Here is a 21,663-nt window from a genome sequence, read left to right as displayed (position 1 = left end):
AGCGTGTCAGGCTGCTGGACTCAGGCGCGCGAGCGCCGTACCCGCAAGAGCTCGTCGAGCAGCAGGAAAATCACGCCGAAGGTGATGGCGGTATCGGCCACGTTGAAGGCCGGGAAATGCCAGCGGCCGATGTGGAAGTCCACCATGTCCACCACGTAGCCGTGCAGCAGGCGGTCCATCACATTGCCGATGGCGCCGCCCAGGATGCAGGTCAGCGCAAAGCAGAACAGGCGCTGGCCGGCATGGGTGCGCAGCAGGTAGATGATGAACACCGCAGCCACTGCACCGATGCCCACGAAGAACCAGCGCTGCCAGCCGTCGGCGCCGGCGAGGAAGGAGAAAGCCGCGCCGCGGTTGTGCACCCGCACGATGTTGAGCCAGTCGGTGATATAGGTGCTCTCGCCCGGGTGGTAGTAGGCCAGGATCAGCACCTTGGTGATCTGGTCCACCACCAGGATCAGGAAGGCCAGGCCCAGCCACTGCAGCAGGCCGGCTGATTTGATCGCGCGACCCATCAGGCGATCTTCCGGCTTTCACCGGCGCCATACAGATTGCTGGTGCAGCGGCCGCACAGCGTGGGATGGGTCGCATCCACGCCGACGTCGTCGCGGTAGTGCCAGCAGCGTTCGCATTTGAGCTTTGTTGATGGTTTCACAAAGATCTTCAGAGCGCCACCTTCGCTAAAACCAATGTCAAATTCGTCATCGTCTGTCATTTCAACTAACTCAGAGCCTTTGCTGGCAACAAGAGTCTCTGAAACAATTAGGACGAACTTGAGGTCTTCGCCTAGTGTGCGCAGCAACTTAAGATACTCGCCACTTGCCAGGAACTGGACAGTCGCTTGTAGGGATGCCCCCACCTTGCCCTCGGCACGCAAGGCTTCGATGTCCTTGTTCACCGCATCGCGGATCTCGCGGATGCGGGCCCACTTGGCCAGCAGTGTTGCGTCGGGCTGGCCCAGCTCGATATAGGTTTCCATGAAGATCGATTCGGACGAGCCGATCACCTGCCAGGCTTCCTCAGCTGTGAAGCTCAGGAAAGGCGCCATCCAGCGCAGCATGGCCTGGGTGATCTGGTACAGCGCGGTCTGGGCACTGCGGCGCGCCAGCGACTTCGGTGCCGTGGTGTAGAGGCGGTCCTTCAGCACGTCCAGGTAGAAGGCGCCCAGGTCTTCCGAACAGTAGACCTGCAGCTTGGCCACCACGGGGTGGAATTCGTAGACCTCGTAGTGCGCCAGGATCTCGGCCTGCAGCTCGGCGGCGCGGCTGAGCGCGTAGCGGTCGATCTCAAGCATCTGGTCCAGCGGCACCGCGTCCTTCTTCGGATCGAAGTCGCTGACGTTGGCCAGCAGGAACTTGAGGGTGTTGCGGATGCGGCGGTAGGTGTCTACCACACGTGCCAGGATCTTGTCGTCGATGCCCAGGTCGCCCGAGTAGTCGGTGGCGGCGCACCACAGGCGGATGATCTCGGCGCCCATCTTCTCGCTGACCTGCTGGGGGGCCACGACGTTGCCCACGCTCTTGCTCATCTTGCGGCCCTGGCCGTCCACGGTGAAGCCGTGGGTCAGCAGGCCGCGGTAGGGCGCGCGGCCGTACATGGCGCAGGCGGTCAGCAGCGAGGAGTGGAACCAGCCGCGGTGCTGGTCGTGGCCTTCGAGGTAGAGGTCGGCCTCGGGGCCGCTCTCGTGGCCGGCGCCCGGGTGCGAGGTCTTGAGCACGGTGGTGTGCGTGGTGCCGGAATCGAACCACACTTCCAGGATGTCGGTGCTCTTGCTCCACTGCGCCGCGTTCGTCTTGTCGCCGATGCGCTGCAGGATCTCGGCGGTGGAAAGCTTGCTCCAGGCTTCGATGCCGCCCTGCTCGACGACGTCAGCCGCCAGGTCGATGATTTCGGGCGTGCGCGGATGCGGCTCGCCGCTGTCCACGTCGAGCAGGAAGGGCAGGGGCACGCCCCAGCTGCGCTGGCGCGAGATGCACCAGTCGGGCCGGTTGGCGATCATGTCGCGCAGGCGGGTGCGGCCGTTCTCAGGGTAGAACTTCGTCTCGTCGATGGCGGCCAGGGCCAGCTGACGCAAGGTCTGCGGCGCCTTGTCCTTGGTGAAGATGCCGGTGCCCTCGTCCATGCGCACGAACCACTGGGCCGCGGCGCGGTAGATCACGGGCGTCTTGTGGCGCCAGCAGTGCGGGTAGCTGTGGGTGATGTCCTGGGTGGCGAACAGGCGGTTGGCGTTCTTCAGCGCCTCCAGCACCACGGGCACAGCCTTCCAGATGTTGAGGCCGCCGAAGAGCGGGAAATCGGCGGCGTAGGCGCCGTTGCCCTGCACCGGGTTGAGGATGTCGTCGTAGGCCATCCCGTGCGATACACAGCTGTTGAAGTCATCCACCCCGTAGGCGGGCGCCGAGTGCACGATACCCGTGCCGTCTTCGGCCGTGGCGTAATCCGCCAGGTACACGGGGCTGAGGCGGCGGTAGCCGGCATCCACGTCATACAGCGGGTGCTTGAAGTGGATGAGGCCCAGGTTCTTGCCCGCCGTGGTGGCCAGCACCTTGCCTGTGAGCTTGAAGCGCTCCATGCATTTCTCGACCAGTACGGCGGCCAGCACCAGCAGGCCGCGTTCGGTCTGCACCAGCGCGTATTCCAGCTCGGGGTTGAGATTGAGGGCCTGGTTGGCGGGGATGGTCCAGGCGGTGGTGGTCCAGATCACGGCATAGGCCGCCTGGTCCAGCTTGGGCAGGCCGAAGGCGGCGGCCAGTTTCCCGGGCTCGGCGCATTCGAAGCCCACGTCCAGCGTGCTGCTCTTCTTGTCCTGGTATTCGATCTCGAACTCGGCCAGTGACGAGCCGCAGTCGAAGCACCAGTAGACGGGCTTGAGGCCGCGGTAGACAAAACCCCGCTCCATGACCCGCTTGAAGGCCCGGATCTCGGCGGCCTCGTTGACGAAGTTCATCGTCTTGTAAGGGTTGTCCCACTGGCCCAGCACGCCCAGGCGCTTGAAGTCAGCCATCTGGCCGGCGATCTGCTCGGTGGCGAAGGCGCGGCTCTTGGCCTGCATCTCGTCACGCGGCAGGTTGCGACCGTGCAGCTTCTCGATGGCGTTCTCGATGGGCAGGCCGTGGCAGTCCCAGCCCGGGATGTACTGCGCGTCCAGCCCCAAGAGCAGCCGCGCCTTGACGATCATGTCCTTGAGGATCTTGTTGACCGCGTGACCGATGTGGATCTGGCCGTTGGCGTAAGGCGGGCCGTCATGCAGGATGAACTTGGGCTTGCCGTGGCGCACATCGCGCAGCTTCTTGTACAGGCCCTGTTCGTTCCATGTCTTGACCCAGCCCGGCTCGCGCTTGGGCAGGTCGCCGCGCATGGGGAAGGGGGTGTCGGGCAGGTTCAGCGTGGCGCGGTAATCAACTTTGTCGGTCATGGCAAACTTTTCGAAAGACGTGGCGGCCCAGAGGGGCGGGCGAGAGGGGGCTTGCGCTGGCGCGGGGCAAGGTGCGCCGGTGGTGCCCCGTCAAATTCGCCGGGCAAACCAGGCGCGTGCAGCATCGCAGTCCTGGGTGATGCCTTGGGTGAGGGCATCCAGACTGTCGTATTTCAGTTCGTCGTGCAGTTTGTGCAGCAGTTCCACGCGGATGATTTTACCGTAGGCCCCCTCGGCGCCCAGGGCGGCCGGCCAGTCCAGGCAGTGCGTCTCCAGCAGCACCCGCCCGCCGTTCACATCGGTCGGGTCCAGCGAGGGCCGCACGCCCAGATTGGCCACGCCGCGCAGGGGCCGGGCATCCAGGCCATGCACCAGCACGGCAAAGATGCCGCTGGCGGCCGGTTTCCAGTGGGTGAAGCGCAGGTTCAGGGTCTTGAAACCCAGTTCGCGCCCGAGCTTGCGCCCGTGCAGCACGTGGCCTGAGATATGGTACGGGTGGCCCAGCAGGCGGGCCGCATCGTCCATGCGGCCCTCGGCAAGGGCCGAGCGCACGGCCGAGCTGGAGACACGCAGGCCATGGACCTCGTAGCTGTTCATGCGGGCGACGTCGAAGCCTTTCTGGGTGCCCGCGGCGTCCAGCAGGGCGTAGTCGCCCGCGCGTTTGGCGCCGAAGCGGAAGTCGTCACCCACCAGGGCGTAGCGCGTGCCCAGGCCGCGCACCAGCACATCGTCGATGAAGGCCTGCGGGGAGAGCGAGGCCAGGCGGGCGTCGAAGGGCAGCACGATCACCTGGTCGATGCCGCAGCGTTGCAGGTCGGCCAGCTTGTCGCGCAGGGTGGCGATGCGTGCCGGGGCCAGGGCAGCGTTGCCCGTGGCGCCGGCAAAGTAGTCGCGCGGATGCGGCTCGAAGGTCATGGCACAGCTGGGCACGCCGCGCTGCGCGGCCTCGCCGCGCAGCAGCGCCAGCATGGCCTGGTGGCCGCGGTGTACGCCATCGAAATTGCCGATGGTCAGCGCACAGGCCGGGGCGATGCCGGGGTGGTGGAAGCCGCGGAAAACCTTCATGGGTGGGGTCGCTGGTATCTTTTTGATAGCGGGCCAGGCTGTAAGCAAAAGCAAAGCCGTCAAAGGGTCGTCAAATCAGGGTATATTGTGTCCGAATGGCGAGGCAGCCCCCCCGAGGGGCTGTCGCAGACGCAAACGTTCCGTTTGGATGGTTCTCGTAACCGGTCAGGAGGCGTGTTTTGAAGGTCTTGAAGCTGTCGGCCCAGGGGCTGCCCCAATCCTGGATTTCGCTTGAGGAAGCGGTGTTGCACTACGCCGCCGACGAAGTGCGATGGGAGGCGGGGGGCGAGATTGCCGTGTTCCATGGCGGCCACAACGCCATCACCGGTGAGCAGTCCGTCATCACCGTCAACAGCATCATCGGCACCAAGGGCGTGCCCAGCATCAACCCCTTCGACCTGCGCCCCAGCCTCACCAACAGCAAGCTGTTCACGCGCGACCGCAACGTCTGCGCCTACTGTGGCGTCGACCACCACGAGACCGAACTCACCCGCGAGCACATCATCCCCTTTGCCCAGGACGGCCAGGACCATTGGATGAACGTGGTGACCGCCTGCCGCTTATCCCTCCCAAATTACTTACTACTTTGCCGTAAGCGTGAGTTCCGCTTACTGAAGGGGCGAGTTCGGAGTCGTTTTTGGACTGGTAAGGCTTACGAGTACGCTTTACGAGTACGGGCCTATGGCCGGCTTGCTGCAGGCCAGGTGTGGGGTCACACATGAACGAACTGTTCTTGGCTATTGACAGCACTGGATACCCATCGCGCTGGCTTTCCTGGCAGGACGCTGTTACTCACGAGGTGCTGGGTAAAGTGTCCTATGGCTTCGGCGACTTCGAGTTCACCTTCACAGGAGGCAAGAACCGAGACACGGGGCTGAACTCGCAGGTTACGTTGAAGAGCATCTTGGTGATGCACGGGCGCAATCGCGTTGCAGCGCACCACGCGACGATCCCGTTATCCAACCACGCACTGTTCCGGCGGGATCGATTTACGTGCGCCTATTGCGGCGACGTGCACACGCGTGGTTTGACCCGGGATCACATCGTCCCGCTTTCGCGCGGCGGTACTGATGCCTGGCTTAACGTCTGTGCGTGTTGCTCTGCTTGTAACCTTCGCAAGGGGGCCAGTTTGCTCGAAGAGCTGGGTTGGGAGTTGTTGTACCTGCCGTATGCACCGAACCACCAGGAGGGCCTGCTGCTTCAGAACCGACGCATCCTTTGTGACCAGATGGAGCTTCTCAAGACGATGCTTCCAAAGCATTCGCGCCTTGCGATGTGAGCTACTCGATCTTTGTCCTTTGTCCGCTCTAAGTCGAGTTCTAGGTCTACATCATAGTGGCGACGGGCTCTATGAGCAGGGTGTTAGGAGTGAATCGAATGATGCAACCGCCGGCGGCCGAGGCATTGGTGTGTAGATCTGCTTCAGATTGCGCCGCTGTTTCCGCGATTTTGTTGCCTCGATTCCTAGCCAGGTGGCTAGCTTCTCAGCGTAGGGATCGAGCTTGCTTGGACTGGCCCGCTTTGCATATGTGGGCTCGGTCTCATCCGACCGCAGGTACTTCTTCACTGTGTTGCGAGCCAGGCCTGTACGCCTGGAGATCTCGCGGATGGACATCTGTTCTCGCAGTGCCCAACGCCTGATGACATTCAATGTCGCCACGTCTATCACTCCTAAATTCCCCCTGCTTCTAAAACTTGCAGGGTAGGGCCTACGTGGGTCAACTTTGGATGGAAATCACTGTCCTAAGTGGGTCAGATTTCAACGGAATTCAACACGTTTACCTCAATTTCCTTCCTTGCCGTTGGGCTGCTTCACGAGCATTCCACAGGAAACCGGCAATGACCAACATCGCCATCAACAACTGAGCAATGACACCTTGCAAGGATGGATAGATGCCCAGCAGGTCGATACGTGGCCCGTTGAACAAGGACACGTCAAGCCATCCCGCTTCCTGGAGACCGGCAACGCCCTTGCCTGTAAGCACTACCGCCAATACGGCAACCAGCATTGAGCTCCACGTGAAAAATTTACCAATGGGCAGGCGTGCGCTGAAACGCAGCATGGCGACTCCGACGACAGCCAGGATAGCAACACCAGTGACCAAGCCGCCCAGCACGGCCTGATGGTTCCCTTGCTCCCACAATGCAGCGTAGAACAAGATGGTCTCGAACACTTCGCGATAGACAGCGATAAAAGACAAGCCGAACATGAACCAGGCAGATTTGCGGCTCAATGCCGCGGACAGCTTGTCGTGAATGTACTTCTGCCATGCGCCGGCCATGCTCTTCTGATGCATCCACATCCCGACGCTCAGCAGAACAACGGCAGCAAAGAGAGAGGACAAGCCTTCTGTGATCTCACGGCTGGCGCCGCTGATACTGACAAAATAGGTCGCGACGCCCCAGGTCACGACGCCCAGCGCCAACGCACCGACCCAGCCTGCATGCACATAACGCAGCATGTCACCGCGCTCGGCCTTGCGGAGGAAAGCGATCATGGCCACCACCACCAGCAGGGCTTCCAGACCTTCGCGCACGAGGATGGTCAGGCTGCCCAGGAACGCGGCGGTTGCATCCGCGCTGGAGCCGAGCAGCTCATCGGCTTCCTTGAACAAATCATCAATGTCCTTCACCTGAGCCTGGAGTTCAGACATCGCCGCTTTGCTGGCGAGCAAGGAGCGGTACTTGCCCATCGCTGTTTCAATACGGCCCATCAGAGCCGAGTCTCGTGTCGCCAGCGTGGGTTCAATGGGCTCCACACCGTCCAAGTAGGCCGAGAGCGCCAGATCCGTAGCTAGCCCCATTTGCCCCTTCTCGACGGCAGCAAGGCTTTGTGCCAGCTTCTGGCGGGCCACGTCGAAACTCAGGGCGCGTTTCTGAACAACGGCTTCCGGGTGCATGTGCAGATAGGCCATGGTCAGCGATGCGGGCTCGTCACCTACTTGCTTGGCCAAGTCAGCTTCGGTCATGCGCGACAGCGCATCCAGACTGGTCAGTTGGGCGCGCACGGCGGCGTTCTCGGTCCAGACCTTTTGCCCCGCAGTTGCCTCACTATTGCTGTGCGCGAACTGGCCGATGAAAAATGCCAGTGCCCACCGGTCAGCTTCGGAGATCGTGGTAAAGCCGGGCATGGCCGTGCCTTCGATGCCTTGGCTGATCGCCTGGTAGAGAGCAAATGCGCTGCGCTCTCTGGCCCGGTCTTTGTCGGTGAAAGCAACCGGGCGCGGTTCCAGCTTAAGGCCCAGGAGGCCATCACCGTTACCGGTGGCACCATGGCAGGCAGCACACTGCGCTTGATATAGCGCAGTTGCCTGCGCCACCAAGGGCGGGGTAGCTGGAGAAGAGGGCACCGGGTAAGCAGCAAGCAGATGGTTGGCCAGTGACTTCGCCAGAGCTGCGACTTCCTCAGAGTTCTTCTTCGCTTCTATGGCAGCAGACAGTGTCTGCGCTTCTGCCACCAGGGTGGCACGTTCGGGATGAGGCTCAAGCGCGCCCAGTCTGGTCTGACTCGTCTTGGCAAACTCGCGCATCTCTTCGAACTCAGGGGCACTGATGACGACCCCATCCTTGACTGCGCCCGAATAGTCCACAGCAAGGTAGTCCAGCAATTGCCAGATGCGTCGGACATCGGCCTCTGCTGCGTTAGCAGTCATGGTGAAAGACAGCGTCAGTGCGCAAAGCAATAAAGCGCGGACCCGGAACCACGAGGAAAAAGCCATGAAAACGTGACCAAAAATGGGAATCATTTTAGCCCTCGGGAAAACACACGATGCACCACTCGGACCAGGGCAGCCAGTGCGCCAGTGACGAGTTTCAGCAATTGTTCAAGGCCCAGGGCATCACCTGAAGCATGAGTCGGCGTGGGGAGTGCTGGACAACGCGGCGATGGAGAGTTTCCCTAGCGGCGCTTTTTGCTTGGCAGACGCGGGCGCTTGACCCACATCCAGATGCCGCTGATGCCCAGCCCGGCCAGCACCAGGCCGCCCAGGCCCACGAGCACGGTGAGCAGCACACCACCGAGTTCACCCGTGTGCAGCGGGTAGATCACGGTGATGATGCGGCTGCCCGTGTCCAGCTCGTTCCAGCGGTAGGTGGAGAGCACCTGGCCCGTGTAAGGATTGAGCCAGACCGAGCTCAGGCCATTGGGGTGAGTGTCGTCAGCCACCTTGAAGCGGATGCGCACGGGCTTGTCTGCGGCGCCCGGTGTTTGCACATAACCCACCATGGCATCCGGAAAGCGTGTGCGCGCAGTGGTAACCAGCTCGTCCAGCGGAACCCGCGGGCCGTTGACCGTGTGTTTGGCCAGGGCCGGAGCCTTGACCTGGGTTTGTCCGGCCACGCTGCTCACGGCTGCGCGCAACGGGAGCCAGGCCATATAGGCGCCGGTGACCACGCTGACCGCGATGAGCATGCCCAGCAAGGCACCACCCGTGCGGTGCAGGTCGAACAGGGCCACGAACCAGCCACGCTTCAGGCGCACCTTGAAAGACGGCGGCCAGCGTTGCGGCCACCACATCAGCAGGCCTGACATCAGCAACACCAGGTAGCTCAAGGCCACGGTGGCCAGCAGGGCGCGCCCGGCGTCGCCCAGCAGCACGGTGCTGTGCAGTTCGAAGATCAGGTTGTGGAAGCCCTCGGTCTCGCCGCGCCGGCCCAGTTCGCGGCCGGCGTCATCAAAGAAAACCATGCCGTCCCAGGTGCCTGAAACGAAGACGCGCAGGCTTTCACCGGGTTCACGCGGGGGGCGGAAGGTGAAGTTGGCCCCGGGGCCGAACTCCGCCGCCAGGGTGGCGCGCAGTGATTCAAGCGAGGCGGCGGGCAGGGCTGCGGCCAAGGCCGGCTGCTCGAAAAGATGTGCGTTCACCCACTGGTCCAGGGGTTTGGCCACGGTGAGTACGGCACCCAGCAGAGCATTCAAAGCCAGGAGCCAGCCCAGGGAGAGGGCCAACCAGGTGTGTGCCTTCATCCAGAGGCGGCGGGTGGTGGGAGTCAACATCTGTAATGTAAAATAATGCAAATCATTCTTATTTAGATTGTTGGAATTCTATGCGCAACTTGCATCTCTCCCTGACACCCCTGGCTTTGGCCACCCTCACCCTGGCCTTCAACGCCCAAGCTCAGGACGCAGCCTCGGGCGGCACGTTGGGCGAAGTGAAGGTGACGGCCGATGCGGTGGGCAGCTTCGGTTCGAGCAATGTGCAGGTCGGCGCCTTCCGCGACCAGGACCCGCTGGACGTTCCCCTGACCAACAACGTGGTCACGCGCGAAGTGCTGGACGCACAGGGCACCAACACCTTGTTCGGCGCCTTGCGCAACACGGCCGGCGTGACGCGCTCACAGCTCAGCGGTTCAACCTACGACAACATTTCCATCCGCGGCATCCTGGTGGAGAACCGCGGCAACTACCGCCTGAACGGCTCGCTGCCCATCATCAATCTGATCGATGTGCCGCTGGAGAACAAGGAACGGGTCGAGGTGCTCAAGGGCGCTTCGTCGATGTACTACGGCCTGGTGCCGCCCAGCGGCGTGGTGAACTTCGTGACCAAACGCGCAGGCAGCACACCGATGACCAGCATAGCGACCTCGCTCAACAACCATGGGGCCGTGGATGTGCATGCCGACATCGGTCGCCGTTTCTCCGACGACAGCATGGGCCTGCGCATCAATGCGGTGGCCGGCAAGCAGGAGACCGGCATCAACAATTACGAGGGCGACCGCAACCTGGTCTCGCTGGCCTATGACTGGAAGGTGACTCGCGGTTTCAACCTCAAGGTCGATCTGGAACGCTACCGCAAGAGCGTGAGCGAGCAGGCGGCCATCACCCTGCCCGCGGCGGTGGGCGGTGTGATCACCCTGCCGGACGTGCCCAACAACAAGACCAATCTGGCGGGTGCTTGGCAGCGCTACGCTGCCGAGGCCACCAACGCGCTGGTGCGCGGCGATCTGGTGCTCAACGACGACTGGTCGCTGGTGCTGGAGACCGGGCGGGCCGAAACCGTACGTGACCGTCGGTATTCCGCCTTCACGCTCAACAACATGGCCACCGGTGCCGGCACGCTGGCGATTTCCTTTGCCGATGGCCAGCGTTATGTGAACAACAACCACCGTGTGGAAGTGACCGGCAAGGTGAACACCGGCGCGGTCCAGCACGAGCTGACGACGGGTTACACGCACAACGAGCGCTGGGCTTATTCGGGTACGTCGGGCACCGGCTCGAACGTTGCCCAGAACCTGTATAACCCGGTGGAGATTGCCGAGATATCGAAGGTGATTGCCACGCAAGGCGCCATCACCACCATCACGGACAAGGGTCTCTACACCTACGACCGGATCGCGCTGAACGAGCAGTGGCAATTGCTGGCGGGCCTGCGGGCGGTCGACTACACAACACAGAGCACCAGCTCGACCTACAACGCCACCAGGGTATCGCCGAATATGTCGGTCATGTTCAAGCCGCAGACGGACACCTCGCTTTATGCGAGTTACCTGGAAGGCCTGGAAGAGACCGGCACGGCGCCGGCCAGCCGCGCCAATTCGGGCGAGATCCTGCCGCCGTCGGTGAACAAGCAGTATGAGTTTGGCCTCAAGTCACGGGCCTGGTCCAAGGTGCTGGCGCAGGCGGCGGTGTTCCAGATCGAACGCCCGCAGACCACGGTGGACGCCGGCAACAACTTCGTGCTCGGCGGCATGAGCCGTTACCGCGGCCTGGAGCTGTCGGCCAGCGGCGAGATCGGCTCGCAGTTCGGCGTGGTGGCTTCGGCGCTGTTCCTGAATGCGGAGATCGTCTCGGTCGGCACGACGAATGCAGGTGAACTCGGCAAGACGCCGGAGAACACACCGCGCCAGACCTTCAGCCTCTTCGGCGAGTACCGCCTGAAAGACACGCCAGGCCTGGCGCTCAATGCCGGTGCCTACTACGTGGGTGAGCGCCCCGTGAACAACCTGAACCAGGCTTGGTTGGCTGGCTACACCACCTACTCGGTGGGCACGCGCTACCGCACCAAGTGGGATGGCCGCAACGTGACGCTGCAGGCCAATATCGACAACCTCACGGACGCGAGCTACTGGGCCACGGCCGGTAACGGCCTGCTGGGCACGGGCGCACCCCGCACGCTGCGCGTGGCGGCCAAGTTCGATCTCTGAGATGGACGGGCGCGGCGCTCAGCCGCGCTGGCCGAGCTTGCGGTAGACCGTGGCGCGGCTGATGCCCAGGTTGCGCGCGGCCTAGGCCGCATTGCCGCGGGCTTCCGAGCACGCATCGTCGGCGTCACGCCATCCTTACCCCATTTAGAAGATCAGTTCGGCCAGCGTCAACGTGAATTCGAGCTTTGGCTGAGGGAAACCTATCCAGCCAAAGCCGGAATACCCCGTTGGCTGGTATTGGACGATCGCGAGAGTTACTTCGATAGGGGATGTCCGAATCTCGTGTTGCTCCCGTATGTCCACTTCGGTGGCACTGACCTGGAGCGATCGGCCATGGGCTGCTGCGGCAGCGCATATGTCTGACGTTACAGACTGACGTTGGATGCAACGAAACACCGTGATCGGGACAATCCGAGGAGCATATGCTTGCCGGCGATTGGACACGAATTCTGTAGCCCGGGTTACGAGCGGCTGGGGCGAGAAGCCCATGAAAAACCTCATGGATATTGATTCCATGCGGATATGCTGGGCAAGCAGCATTCGATACTGGAAAATCTAGCCATGGGCAGAGTCGAAACCAATGCCAAGCTTGCCGAACGGCCTAACACCACCCGTAGCTACGCCTTGACCAATCAAAAAGGCTCCGGTGATTGCCACCGTCATCAGGGCACTGATGTTCAGACGGCCCTGTCGCAGCGCAGTGAAGCCCTTGCGATAGGTGGAGAAATCAGCCAACCAGATGGCCGCCGCCAGGGCCATGCCAGTGCCTTTGAATAGCAACGTTTCGGGGGCAAAGAAGTCCAGAAACTCTGCCGAGATTGCCAACAGCAGAGAAGCGCCCATGCACTACATCCCTTCTGCCATAGGGGCATGGTCATCGTCTTGTCCTTGTATCGCTACGGGTTGGGGATCAAATCCGGCCTGCGGATGGCGTCCAGTGCGCTCGGCAAGACGTCAGCGGGCGCATCGATACGCAAAGTGCGCGCTGACAACTGGAAGCCCAGACTCCGTACACCGGCAATGTCCGCCAGCGCATTTCGGATTTCGCCCTCCTCGGAAGCGCAATCCATGGTCGGGATGCGAAAAACCGTGCCTGCTGTGCTGGACTGTTCGGCCTCAACGGGGGCAGGTGCCGGCGTGGCGCTGCAAGCACTATTACAGGCGCAGCAAGAAGCCGTGTCTTGCTCTAGGGTTTGCGGTAGTTTCATTTTCACTCCTTGCTGGACTCTATTTGAACCCTGAAGCGGCTATAGAGTCAAGTTGCTAAGATACATAACCCTAAACGCCTGTCGGCCTTACCATGCTTGAAGCTCTGCGCGTCTCTTTTCTGTTTGTCCTCACCGCCGTTGCGGAGATCGTCGGGTGCTACCTGCCTTGGTTGGTCTTGGTACAGGGGCGCACACCTTGGCTGCTCCTGCCTGCGGCGCTGGCACTGGCGTTTTTTGCCTGGCTACTGACACTGCATCCGCAAGCCGCCGGCCGCACCTATGCCGCCTATGGCGGCATCTACGTGGTGGTGGCGTTGCTGTGGCTCTGGCGCGTGGACGGCGTCACGCCCACGCGCTGGGATATGGTGGGTGGTGCCATTTGCTTGCTGGGAATGGCCTTGATTGCGTTCCAGCCTCGTGCCGTTGAGGTTTGACTCTTGGAGTTGCCGCATGAAGATTGGTGATCTTGCAAAACTGACCCAAACCCAGGTCGAAACCATCCGCTACTACGAGCGCGAAGGCCTGCTGCCCGAGCCCGACCGTACTGAGGGCAACTACAGAATCTACGGCGCGGCACATGCTGATCGACTCGCCTTCATCCGTCACTGTCGAAATCTAGACATGACCCTGGATGAAATACGGCAATTGCTACGCCTCAAAGACGATCCCGCATCGGACTGCGGGGATGTAAATACACTCCTGGATGAGCACATTGGCCACGTGGCCAGCCGGATTCGGGAGTTGCGAGCGCTGGAGAAGCAGTTGAGAAACCTGCGTGAGGGTTGCTGTGATGCGCAGGCGACAGCGAACTGTGGGATTCTGAATGAGCTTTCCCGCACACCCTCCACGATCAAGGCTAAAAGTGTGGGGCACGTTCACAGGACACACACAGGTGGTAAAGCAGCGCCTTAGGCGTGGGTTCCGCGGTTGAATTTGACAAGACCGAACGATGTAGTTTGACTCTGTAGCGGCTTCAGGGTTTCAAATAATGACTCTGAAAGAAACCAGACCGTGCCGACAGAGGGAAAACTATGGCTACGCATCGGGACCCCAATTTATCTGCTTACCGCCCTGAGATCTTCTCGTCACTGCTCAGCCAATATGCAACCATTCCGGTACCTGTTCCACACCATGCTTTCACTGACGCAGGTGCGAACAACCTTGCATCTTCCGAGGCTCGGCGTGCTGGAGGAGTGTTACACCGCGGGGGCGTCTGATACGGGGTTGACCCCGGACCGAGGGAATCCTGCGGAGCGCAAGCCCTAGAGGATTCGGATTTGCAATTTCCAGAACGACGATTTATTTTGTAACTCAGAAAGGATGAACAATCATGAGTATCTTTGACCGACTTTTTGGTGGCCACCATGGTGGCCGGGGTCATCATGGCAAGGGCTACTACCCTCAGCCTGGTGGAGGTAGCGGTGGTGGAATGGGCGGCGGCGGCGGTGTTGCTTGCCCCAGCTGTCGAACGGTCAATAGCGCAGGGGCGCAGTTCTGCCAGCAATGTGGCACGTCGATGAAGCCCGCCGCGTGCACGCAATGTGGCACAACCTTGCAACCTGGCGCCAAGTTTTGCGGCCAGTGCGGGAAACCCTCGGCTTAAAGCGTCGCCGTCAACTGCATCTATAGATAGAGAAAAGCCCTTAGGAACAAAGCCCATTCTGTTCAAGGGCTCTCTTCAATATAATCAGATCATGCGCCGCTGGCTGTCAATTCTGCTGCTTGTCCTTCTGCCGCTCCAGTTCACCTGGGCGGCAGCTGCGGGATATTGCCAGCACGAAAAGACTGTCAAGGCGTGGCATATCGGTCATCACGAGCATCAGCACCAAGACGATGCTGGCCAGGCGCATGCCAAGGTCAAGACATCGGACGGTGCCCTGGGTGCCAAGCTAGCCGATACCGACTGCAATGTTTGCCACCTGAGCAATGTGCAGCCCGTGCTCATGGTTGTCCCGGTTCTATCCGAGATGCAGGGCATTGAAATCCAAAACACACTCGCGGGTCTATTCTCGACTCGCGGCCCCGATCTCCCAGAACGACCCAATTGGCGCATCGTCTGATTCGACGAGCGCGCTTTTTGCAGGCATCTTTCTTTTCTTCCTGACCTGATCACTGCTGCTCTCGTCGAATCCTCCCGGCTGTTTGTACAACTCTGGAGAATTCGATGCGCAGATTCTGTGTGCCGTTGCTATGCACGGCACTGCTCCCCACATTCGCCCTTGGGCAGGTCACGACGCCTGCCTCAAGCCCTACAAGTATTTCTGTCCAAAACCCGGCCACGAAAAGCGCCGGGTTGACACTCGAGATCGCGCTTCAAACCGCGCTCCGCCAAAACCCGCAGTTGCGGATCGCCGAGCTCGAGGTCGAGGCCAACAAAGGTGCGGTTCAGCAGGCTCGAATCATTCCCAACCCATCGTTGGGGTTTGAGCAGCAGGACACAGGTAGGGCTACTCGCCAAACCACGCTCCAGCTGAGCCAGCCTATTGAATTAGGTGGCAAGCGATCTGCCCGCATGGAGCTGGCCAACAGCGGCCAGGAAGTGGCCATGGCCGAGCTTGCAATGCGGCTGGCTGAATTGCGAGCCGTGACAACGCAAGCATTCTTTGAGGCCTTGATCGCGCAAGAGCGCGTCAGGGTTGCCGAAGAGTCCTTGAAGATTGTTGCCAGCGGAACCGCAGCCACGGCTCGACGGGTGACGGCGGGGAAGATCTCCCCGACTGAAGAAACGCGTGCCAGGGTCGCAGAGGCCAATGTGCGGATCGAGCTGCGTCAAGCCCAAGCCGACCGGCTTGCGGCGCTTCGCTCGCTTGCTCTTGTCATGGGGTCACCGACCAACAGCATTGATCAACTCGATGGCCGGCCGGAGACTCTGCCGATCCCGCAGGGGAATGAAGCGATCAACGATCGCCTCATGAAATCCCCTGTGCTGCGACGGGCCCAGGGCGAGGTGCGCAGAGCACAGGCTGCCTACGAGCTCGAACGGGCACGCCGCATCCCCGATGTCACGGTCAGCCTGGGCGCTGTCCGCTCGCAAGACTTCGGGCGCGATCAGCCCATCATCGGTCTCTCTATTCCCCTGCCGTTTTTCGACCGGAATCAAGGGGCACAGCTCCAGGCATTGCGTCGACTGGACGCTGCGCAAGTGCAGGCCGAGTATGACGAGGTGCGCCTTCGCTCGGAGGTGCTGCAAGCGGCGGACCAACTGCAGGCGCGCTCGAGTGAGGTTCAGGCGCTGCAGCAGGAAGTCCTTCCCGGAGCCCAGAGCGCGTACGAAGCGGCAAGCCGTGGCTTTGAGCTCGGCAAGTTCGGTTTCCTGGATGTCTTGGATGCCCAGCGCACCTGGCTGCTGGCACGAACACAGTATTTGAATGCTCTTGGCGAGGCACATCGTGCGTCCGCGGAGCTTGAGCGTCGACTCGGATCGGCGAACGACCGCCCCGAAGTGGGTAATCAACCGTGAGTTTGAACATGAAAATCAAGACTGATCTGATCTCGCGCGCGAGCGCAACCCTGGGCAAGAAGCAGCTGATCGCGATCGCTGTGCTGATCGCATTGGGAGGCATTGGTGGCGTTGCCATCATGAGCTCCGGCTCCGGCAAATCGGGCGCCCCAGAAGCCCATGGCCATGGACACGACGAGGCCAAGGGCCACGACGACGGGGAACACCATGGCGAATCCAAAGGCGGTGATGGCCACAAACATGCCGAAGGCCACGGCGACAACGAGCACCATGAGGAAGGTGCAAAAGGCCCCAACGGTGGTCAGACGCTGACAGATGGTGACTTCGGACTCGAGGTCCTGCTGGCTGAGCAAGGCGGGGCACCCCGGATGAAGCTGTGGCTCTCCAAGAAGGGCAAGGCCTTGGCAGCGGACAAGGTGAAGGTGACGGCTGAGCTGACACGACCGGGCGGCGATGTCGAGAAGATCACCTTCAAAGCCGACAAAGACGTACTGGTCAGCACGCAAGCCGTCGAAGAACCGCATGCCTTTGAAGGCATGGTCATGGTGCAGGCAGACAAAGAGTCGCTCATCTTCCAGCTGAGTCAGAAGGAAGGCTTGATTGCGATGACGGACACCCAGATCAAGACCGCCAGTGTGGGCGTGGATACATCTGGCCCGGCCACCATTCGTTCGACGTTGCAACTGCCTGGCGAGATCCGGTTCAATGAAGATCGAACCGCGCACGTGGTTCCACGTGTCGCCGGGGTGGTTGAGAGCTCTCCTGTCGCATTAGGTCAGCAAGTTCGCAAAGGAGAAGTCCTGGCTGTCATCAGCAGCCCGGCCATATCGGAGCAACGCGCCGAGCTCCAGGCGGCGCAAATGCGCCAGCAGCTTGCCCGCACGACGTACGAGCGTGAGAAGAAGCTCTGGGAAGAGAAGATCTCGCCTCAGCAGGACGTATTGCAGGCAGAACAGGCTCTGCGCGAGACGGAAATCGCCGTGGCCAATGTTCGCCAAAAGCTGCAGGCTGTCGGCGCCAGTGCCAGTGCCAGTGCCAGTGCTGGCGGGTTGAACCGTTATGAGCTTCGTGCGCCATTTGACGGGATCGTCATCGAGAAGCACATCGCCCTGGGCGAGCAGGTTCGCGAAGACACCAACGTTTTCACCATCTCCGATTTGCGAACAGTTTGGGCTCAGATCAATGTTCCGGCCAATGACCTGCCGATAGTCCGTGTGGGCGAGAAGGTCACGATTCGGTCTACCTCGTTTGACCAATCCGCGACCGGGACGGTGGCTTATGTCGGATCCCTCATCGGAGAACAGACCCGTACCGCACAAGCTCGTGTCACCGTCAAGAATCCCAAGGCCATCTGGCGCCCCGGGCTCTTCGTCAATGTCGAGCTCCTGGCCAGCGAAGCGTCCGTTCCTGTAACCGTGGCCAGCGATGCGATCCAGACCATGGGAAACAAGACGGTGGTGTTCCTGCGCACGCCCACCGGCTTCATTCCGCAGCCCGTGCAAGTGGGCCGTAGCGACGGCAAACGCGTGGAAATCGTCAAAGGCCTGCAGCCTGGCGCCAAGTACGCCAGCACGGGCAGCTTTGTCGTGAAAGCGGAGGCCGGCAAGGGCTCTGCAAGCCACTCGCACTAATCAGGATGCACAACCATGTTTGAACGCATTATTCGTTTTGCAATTGATAACCGATGGCTCATGATGCTGGCCGTCCTGGGCATGGCCGCCTTGGGCATCTTCAGCTACCAGCGCTTGTCGATCGACGCTGTGCCGGACATCACCAATGTCCAGGTGCAGATCAACACACAGGCACCAGGCTACTCCCCACTGGAGACAGAGCAACGGGTGACATTTCCCATCGAAACCGTGATGGCGGGTTTGCCCGGTCTGCAGCAGACGCGCTCCCTGTCACGGTACGGGCTGTCGCAGGTGACCGTGGTGTTCCAGGACGGCACGGACATTTACTTCGCACGGCAACTGGTCAACGAGCGTATCCAGAGCGCTCGCGATAGCCTTCCGAAAGGTGTCACGCCTGCCATCGGCCCCATCTCGACAGGCTTGGGTGAGATCTACCACTGGACAGTCGAAGCGCAGGATGGAGCCAAGAAGCCCGACGGCAACCCCTATACGCCAACCGATCTGCGAGAGATCCAGGACTGGATCATCAAGCCGCAGCTGCGAAATGTGCCCGGTGTTACCGAAATCAACACGATCGGTGGCTTCTCCAAGGAATATCACATAGCGCCAGATCCGATCAAGCTTTCCGCTTATGGTCTGACGTTGACTGATCTTGTTGGAGGACTTGAGCGAAACAATGCCAACGTCGGTGCAGGCTATATCGAGCGCCGCGGCGAGCAGTACCTGATTCGGGCGCCCAGCCAGGTTCGTTCGATGGAGGACATCCGCAACGTCGTCCTGCGAAACGAGCGTGGTGTTCCGGTCCGTGTCCGTGACGTCGCTGTCGTGGAGATCGGCCGGGGGCTCCGCACCGGTGCAGCGACAGACAACGGACGTGAGGTGGTCCTTGGGACGGTCTTCATGCTGATCGGCGAAAACAGCAGAAAAGTGTCACAGGCTGTTGACAAGAAGATGGTCGAGATCAACCGCAATCTGCCCGAGGGTGTGCATGCGGTGACGGTTTATAACCGTACGATCCTGGTCGACAAAGCCATCAATACCGTCAAGAAAAACCTTCTTGAAGGCGCCATTCTGGTGATCGCCATCCTGTTCCTGTTCCTCGGGAATATGCGGGCAGCCATTCTGACTGCCATGGTGATCCCGCTGTCGATGCTTTTCACCTTCACGGGGATGGTCCAGCAGAAGGTCAGTGCCAACCTGATGAGTCTGGGGGCCCTGGACTTCGGCATCATCATTGACGGCGCCGTCGTGATCGTCGAGAACTGCGTTCGCAGACTCGCCCATGCTCAGGAAATCGCTGGGCGAAAGCTGACACGGGAAGAGCGATTCAATGAGGTCTTCTTGGCGTCCCAGGAGGCGCGGCGTCCTCTTCTGTTCGGTCAGCTGATCATCATGATCGTGTACCTGCCGATCTTCGCATTGGCAGGCGTCGAAGGAAAGATGTTCCACCCGATGGCCTTCACAGTCGTGATTGCCCTGGTCGGCGCCATGATTCTTTCGATCACCTTCATTCCCGCAGCCGTTGCACTGTTCATCGGCGACAAGGTGGCCGAGAAAGAAAACCGGGTCATGGCCTGGGCCCGCAAAGTCTACGAGCCTCTGCTGGACCGTGTGATGGACGCCAAACCCTTGGTGCTGACCTTTGCCGCGGTAACTGTTGTCCTGTCTGGGCTGCTCGCAACCCGACTCGGGAGTGAATTTGTTCCCAGCCTGAATGAGGGGGATTTTGCGGTTCAGGCGTTGCGCATTCCAGGTACCAGCCTGACGCAATCGGTCGCGATGCAGCAGCAGCTGGAATCCACGCTGAAGGCCAAATTCCCGGAGATCGAGCGTGTGTTCGCAAGAACGGGTACTGCCGAGATCGCGGCGGATCCCATGCCGCCCAACATCTCGGACAGCTACGTGATGCTCAAACCGGTGACTGAGTGGCCCGAGCCGCGTAAAACCCGCGATGAGCTGGTTGACGCGGTCAAGGCTGAGGTTGCCAAGATGCCTGGCCAGAACTACGAGTTCTCCCAGCCCATCCAGCTCCGGTTCAATGAGCTCATCTCGGGCGTCCGTGCAGACGTGGCCGTCAAGGTGTTCGGCGATGACATGGACGTCCTTAATGACTCGGCCCAGAAGATCTCTGTGCTGCTACAGGGCATCCGAGGTGCTTCCGAAGTCAACGTCGAACAGACCACCGGATTGCCTATGCTCACGGTGAATATCGACCGCCAAAAGACGGCCCGATACGGCCTCAATGTGCAGGATGTCCAGGACACGCTTACCACTGCCATCGGTGGGCGCGAGGCTGGACTGCTGTTCGAAGGTGATCGACGATTCGACATCCTGGTCCGTCTCCCTGAGCACCTTCGCTCTGACGAGGATGCGATCAAACGCTTGCCGATTGCTTTGCCCAAAAGCGGCGAGTCCACCCAGAGATTCATCCCGCTGAGTGAAGTTGCCGATCTTTCGTTGGCGCCGGGACCTAACCAGGTGAGCCGAGAGGATGGCAAGCGCAGGGTTGTGGTGAGTACCAACGTCCGTGATCGTGACATTGGTTCATTTGTGGCCGAAGCGGAAGAGCTTATACAGCAGAAAATCAAGCTTCCCAGCGGCTACTGGATGAAATGGGGCGGTCAGTTCGAGAACCTGCAGTCCGCAACTCAACGACTCAAGGTGGTTGTCCCAGTATCCCTGTTGCTGGTGTTCACGCTTCTGTTTGTCATGTTCGGCAACGCCAAGGATGGCTTGCTGGTGTTTACCGGTATTCCATTTGCCTTGACCGGCGGGATCATCGCGCTCTGGCTAAGAGACATCCCTCTGTCCATCTCGGCCGCGGTGGGATTCATTGCGCTGTCTGGCGTCGCGGTTCTCAACGGTTTGGTGATGTTGTCGTTTATCCGGAATCTGCGTGAAGAAGGATGGCGACTCGATCCTGCCGTCCGGGAAGGAGCTTTGACGCGACTTCGCCCGGTCCTTATGACCGCGCTGGTGGCTTCCCTTGGCTTTGTCCCGATGGCCATTGCGACTGGGACTGGAGCCGAGGTTCAGCGCCCTCTTGCGACAGTTGTGATCGGCGGGATCCTCTCCTCAACGGCATTGACGCTACTGGTTCTGCCCGCGCTGTACCAGCTGGCACACCGACGAGACAAAGAGCCGGTCGCCAGTCCTGAACGAACTGTATCCACCTAGGCCGCAAGCAATAGATCGGACACGCAGCTGCGCCATGGCCAGTCTCCCAGTGAGCCTGTCAGCTGCTGTGTGGTCTCTCTCAACCTTCCCCAAAGAATTTCATAACCCACCGAAAGGAAATGACATGAAAAATCATCTTATGCTGGTTAGTGCCGGTCTTTTCGCCTGGTCGTCGGCCACATTGGCCGCGACCGATGATCACAAGGGCCACGATCACGGTCCGAAAACGGCAAGCCATGCGCATGCGGAAAAGCCTATCCACGGCGGCGTGGTCAGCGTCGTCAAAGACGTGAACTACGAGCTGGTTGCCAAGGCCGACTCGATTGCCCTGTATATGACTGACCATGGGAAGGCTATCGAATTGGTGGGTGGAGCGGCAAAGCTGACGATCCTGTCTGGTGGTGAACGCTCCGATGTAACCCTGGCTCCGGCTGGCGAGCGCTTTGAAGCCAAGGGCAATTTCAAGCTTGGCGCTGGAGCGAAAGTCGCAGCCCAAGTCAGCCTGCCAGGCAAGGCTGCTGTCGCAGTTCGTTTTACCCTGAAGTAATGCTGAGGCCGGGCGCC

General features: G+C 60.7%; 17 protein-coding genes and 3 pseudogenes. 12 read left to right on the top strand and 8 right to left on the bottom strand.

Translation table 11 applies throughout. The features are described 5' to 3' along the window. Window positions 1–20 precede the first annotated feature (20 nt). From lspA to AC1RRP_RS13185, 3 genes are all read right to left on the bottom strand, one after another. Window positions 21–515, bottom strand: coding sequence for a signal peptidase II (gene lspA / locus AC1RRP_RS13195; protein ID WP_493036828.1), 495 nt, complete (start codon window positions 513–515; stop codon window positions 21–23). Further along, entirely contained in the window at window positions 515–3,415 is a 2,901-nt protein-coding gene (gene ileS, locus AC1RRP_RS13190) for an isoleucine--tRNA ligase (protein WP_493036826.1), read from the bottom strand. The genes lspA and ileS overlap by 1 nt, the downstream gene beginning before the upstream one ends. A 90-nt stretch (window positions 3,416–3,505) precedes the next feature. Beyond that, window positions 3,506–4,480, bottom strand: coding sequence for a bifunctional riboflavin kinase/FAD synthetase (locus AC1RRP_RS13185; protein ID WP_493036824.1), 975 nt, complete (start codon window positions 4,478–4,480; stop codon window positions 3,506–3,508). A 179-nt stretch (window positions 4,481–4,659) separates the two neighbouring features. On the opposite strand from AC1RRP_RS13185, the gene AC1RRP_RS13180 reads away from it, so the two are divergent. Then, the gene (locus AC1RRP_RS13180; protein WP_493036822.1) at window positions 4,660–5,202 is read left to right on the top strand and encodes an HNH endonuclease; all 543 of its coding nucleotides are present in this window, start codon (window positions 4,660–4,662) and stop codon (window positions 5,200–5,202) included. After that, a complete protein-coding gene (locus tag AC1RRP_RS13175) occupies window positions 5,199–5,759 on the top strand; it encodes an HNH endonuclease (protein WP_493036820.1) in 561 nt (186 codons plus the stop codon). The genes AC1RRP_RS13180 and AC1RRP_RS13175 overlap by 4 nt, the downstream gene beginning before the upstream one ends. A gap of 123 nt (window positions 5,760–5,882) precedes the next feature. On the opposite strand, the pseudogene AC1RRP_RS13170 reads toward AC1RRP_RS13175, so the two are convergent. The 3 genes and pseudogenes from AC1RRP_RS13170 to AC1RRP_RS13160 form a co-directional block, all read right to left on the bottom strand. Beyond that, window positions 5,883–6,149, bottom strand: a pseudogene (locus tag AC1RRP_RS13170) (IS21 family transposase); the annotation flags it as partial. Window positions 6,150–6,258: 109 nt separating this feature from the next. Then, a complete protein-coding gene (locus AC1RRP_RS13165) occupies window positions 6,259–8,226 on the bottom strand; it encodes an FTR1 family protein (protein ID WP_493036818.1) in 1,968 nt (655 codons plus the stop codon). Between the two features lie 152 nt (window positions 8,227–8,378). Then, window positions 8,379–9,476, bottom strand: a complete 1,098-nt coding sequence (locus AC1RRP_RS13160) for a PepSY-associated TM helix domain-containing protein (protein ID WP_493036816.1) — start codon at window positions 9,474–9,476, stop codon at window positions 8,379–8,381. A 50-nt stretch (window positions 9,477–9,526) separates the two neighbouring features. On the opposite strand from AC1RRP_RS13160, the gene AC1RRP_RS13155 reads away from it, so the two are divergent. Continuing rightward, window positions 9,527–11,623 carry a TonB-dependent siderophore receptor gene (locus AC1RRP_RS13155; protein ID WP_493036814.1) on the top strand — a complete coding sequence of 699 codons (2,097 nt, stop codon included), beginning with the start codon at window positions 9,527–9,529 and terminating at the stop codon, window positions 11,621–11,623. 18 nt (window positions 11,624–11,641) lie between these two features. Here AC1RRP_RS13155 and AC1RRP_RS13150 read toward each other — a convergent pair. Beyond that, a pseudogene (locus AC1RRP_RS13150) lies at window positions 11,642–11,704 on the bottom strand (helix-turn-helix domain-containing protein); the annotation flags it as partial. A 9-nt stretch (window positions 11,705–11,713) separates the two neighbouring features. Here AC1RRP_RS13150 and AC1RRP_RS13145 point away from each other — a divergent pair. Then, entirely contained in the window at window positions 11,714–11,986 is a 273-nt protein-coding gene (locus AC1RRP_RS13145) for an HAD domain-containing protein (protein WP_493037096.1), read from the top strand. Between the two features lie 261 nt (window positions 11,987–12,247). Here AC1RRP_RS13145 and AC1RRP_RS13140 read toward each other — a convergent pair. After that, a pseudogene (locus AC1RRP_RS13140) lies at window positions 12,248–12,693 on the bottom strand (heavy metal translocating P-type ATPase); the annotation flags it as partial. Window positions 12,694–12,923: 230 nt separating this feature from the next. Between AC1RRP_RS13140 and AC1RRP_RS13135 the strand changes: the two are divergent. The 8 genes from AC1RRP_RS13135 to AC1RRP_RS13100 all read left to right on the top strand — a co-directional run bounded on the left by AC1RRP_RS13135 (window position 12,924) and on the right by AC1RRP_RS13100 (window position 21,646). Further along, entirely contained in the window at window positions 12,924–13,265 is a 342-nt protein-coding gene (locus AC1RRP_RS13135) for a YnfA family protein (RefSeq protein ID WP_493036812.1), read from the top strand. Between the two features lie 16 nt (window positions 13,266–13,281). After that, entirely contained in the window at window positions 13,282–13,743 is a 462-nt protein-coding gene (gene cadR, locus AC1RRP_RS13130) for a Cd(II)/Pb(II)-responsive transcriptional regulator (RefSeq protein ID WP_493036810.1), read from the top strand. A 418-nt stretch (window positions 13,744–14,161) separates the two neighbouring features. Next, window positions 14,162–14,434, top strand: a complete 273-nt coding sequence (locus tag AC1RRP_RS13125; RefSeq protein ID WP_493036808.1) for a double zinc ribbon domain-containing protein — start codon at window positions 14,162–14,164, stop codon at window positions 14,432–14,434. A 91-nt stretch (window positions 14,435–14,525) separates the two neighbouring features. Further along, entirely contained in the window at window positions 14,526–14,891 is a 366-nt protein-coding gene (czcI, locus tag AC1RRP_RS13120) for a cation efflux protein, CzcI family (RefSeq protein WP_493036806.1), read from the top strand. Between the two features lie 233 nt (window positions 14,892–15,124). Continuing rightward, a complete protein-coding gene (locus AC1RRP_RS13115) occupies window positions 15,125–16,291 on the top strand; it encodes a TolC family protein (protein ID WP_493036804.1) in 1,167 nt (388 codons plus the stop codon). Between the two features lie 8 nt (window positions 16,292–16,299). After that, a complete protein-coding gene (locus AC1RRP_RS13110; RefSeq protein WP_493036802.1) occupies window positions 16,300–17,922 on the top strand; it encodes an efflux RND transporter periplasmic adaptor subunit in 1,623 nt (540 codons plus the stop codon). A gap of 15 nt (window positions 17,923–17,937) precedes the next feature. After that, a complete protein-coding gene (locus tag AC1RRP_RS13105) occupies window positions 17,938–21,099 on the top strand; it encodes a CusA/CzcA family heavy metal efflux RND transporter (RefSeq protein WP_493036800.1) in 3,162 nt (1,053 codons plus the stop codon). Window positions 21,100–21,223: 124 nt separating this feature from the next. Continuing rightward, entirely contained in the window at window positions 21,224–21,646 is a 423-nt protein-coding gene (locus tag AC1RRP_RS13100) for a hypothetical protein (protein ID WP_493036798.1), read from the top strand. Window positions 21,647–21,663: the final 17 nt, after the last annotated feature.

The sequence above is a fragment of the Hylemonella sp. GW821-FHT12C09 genome (genome assembly GCF_058807395.1).
Note: the sequence above shows the minus strand (reverse complement) of the source record. Positions and strands in the feature narration are given on the sequence as shown.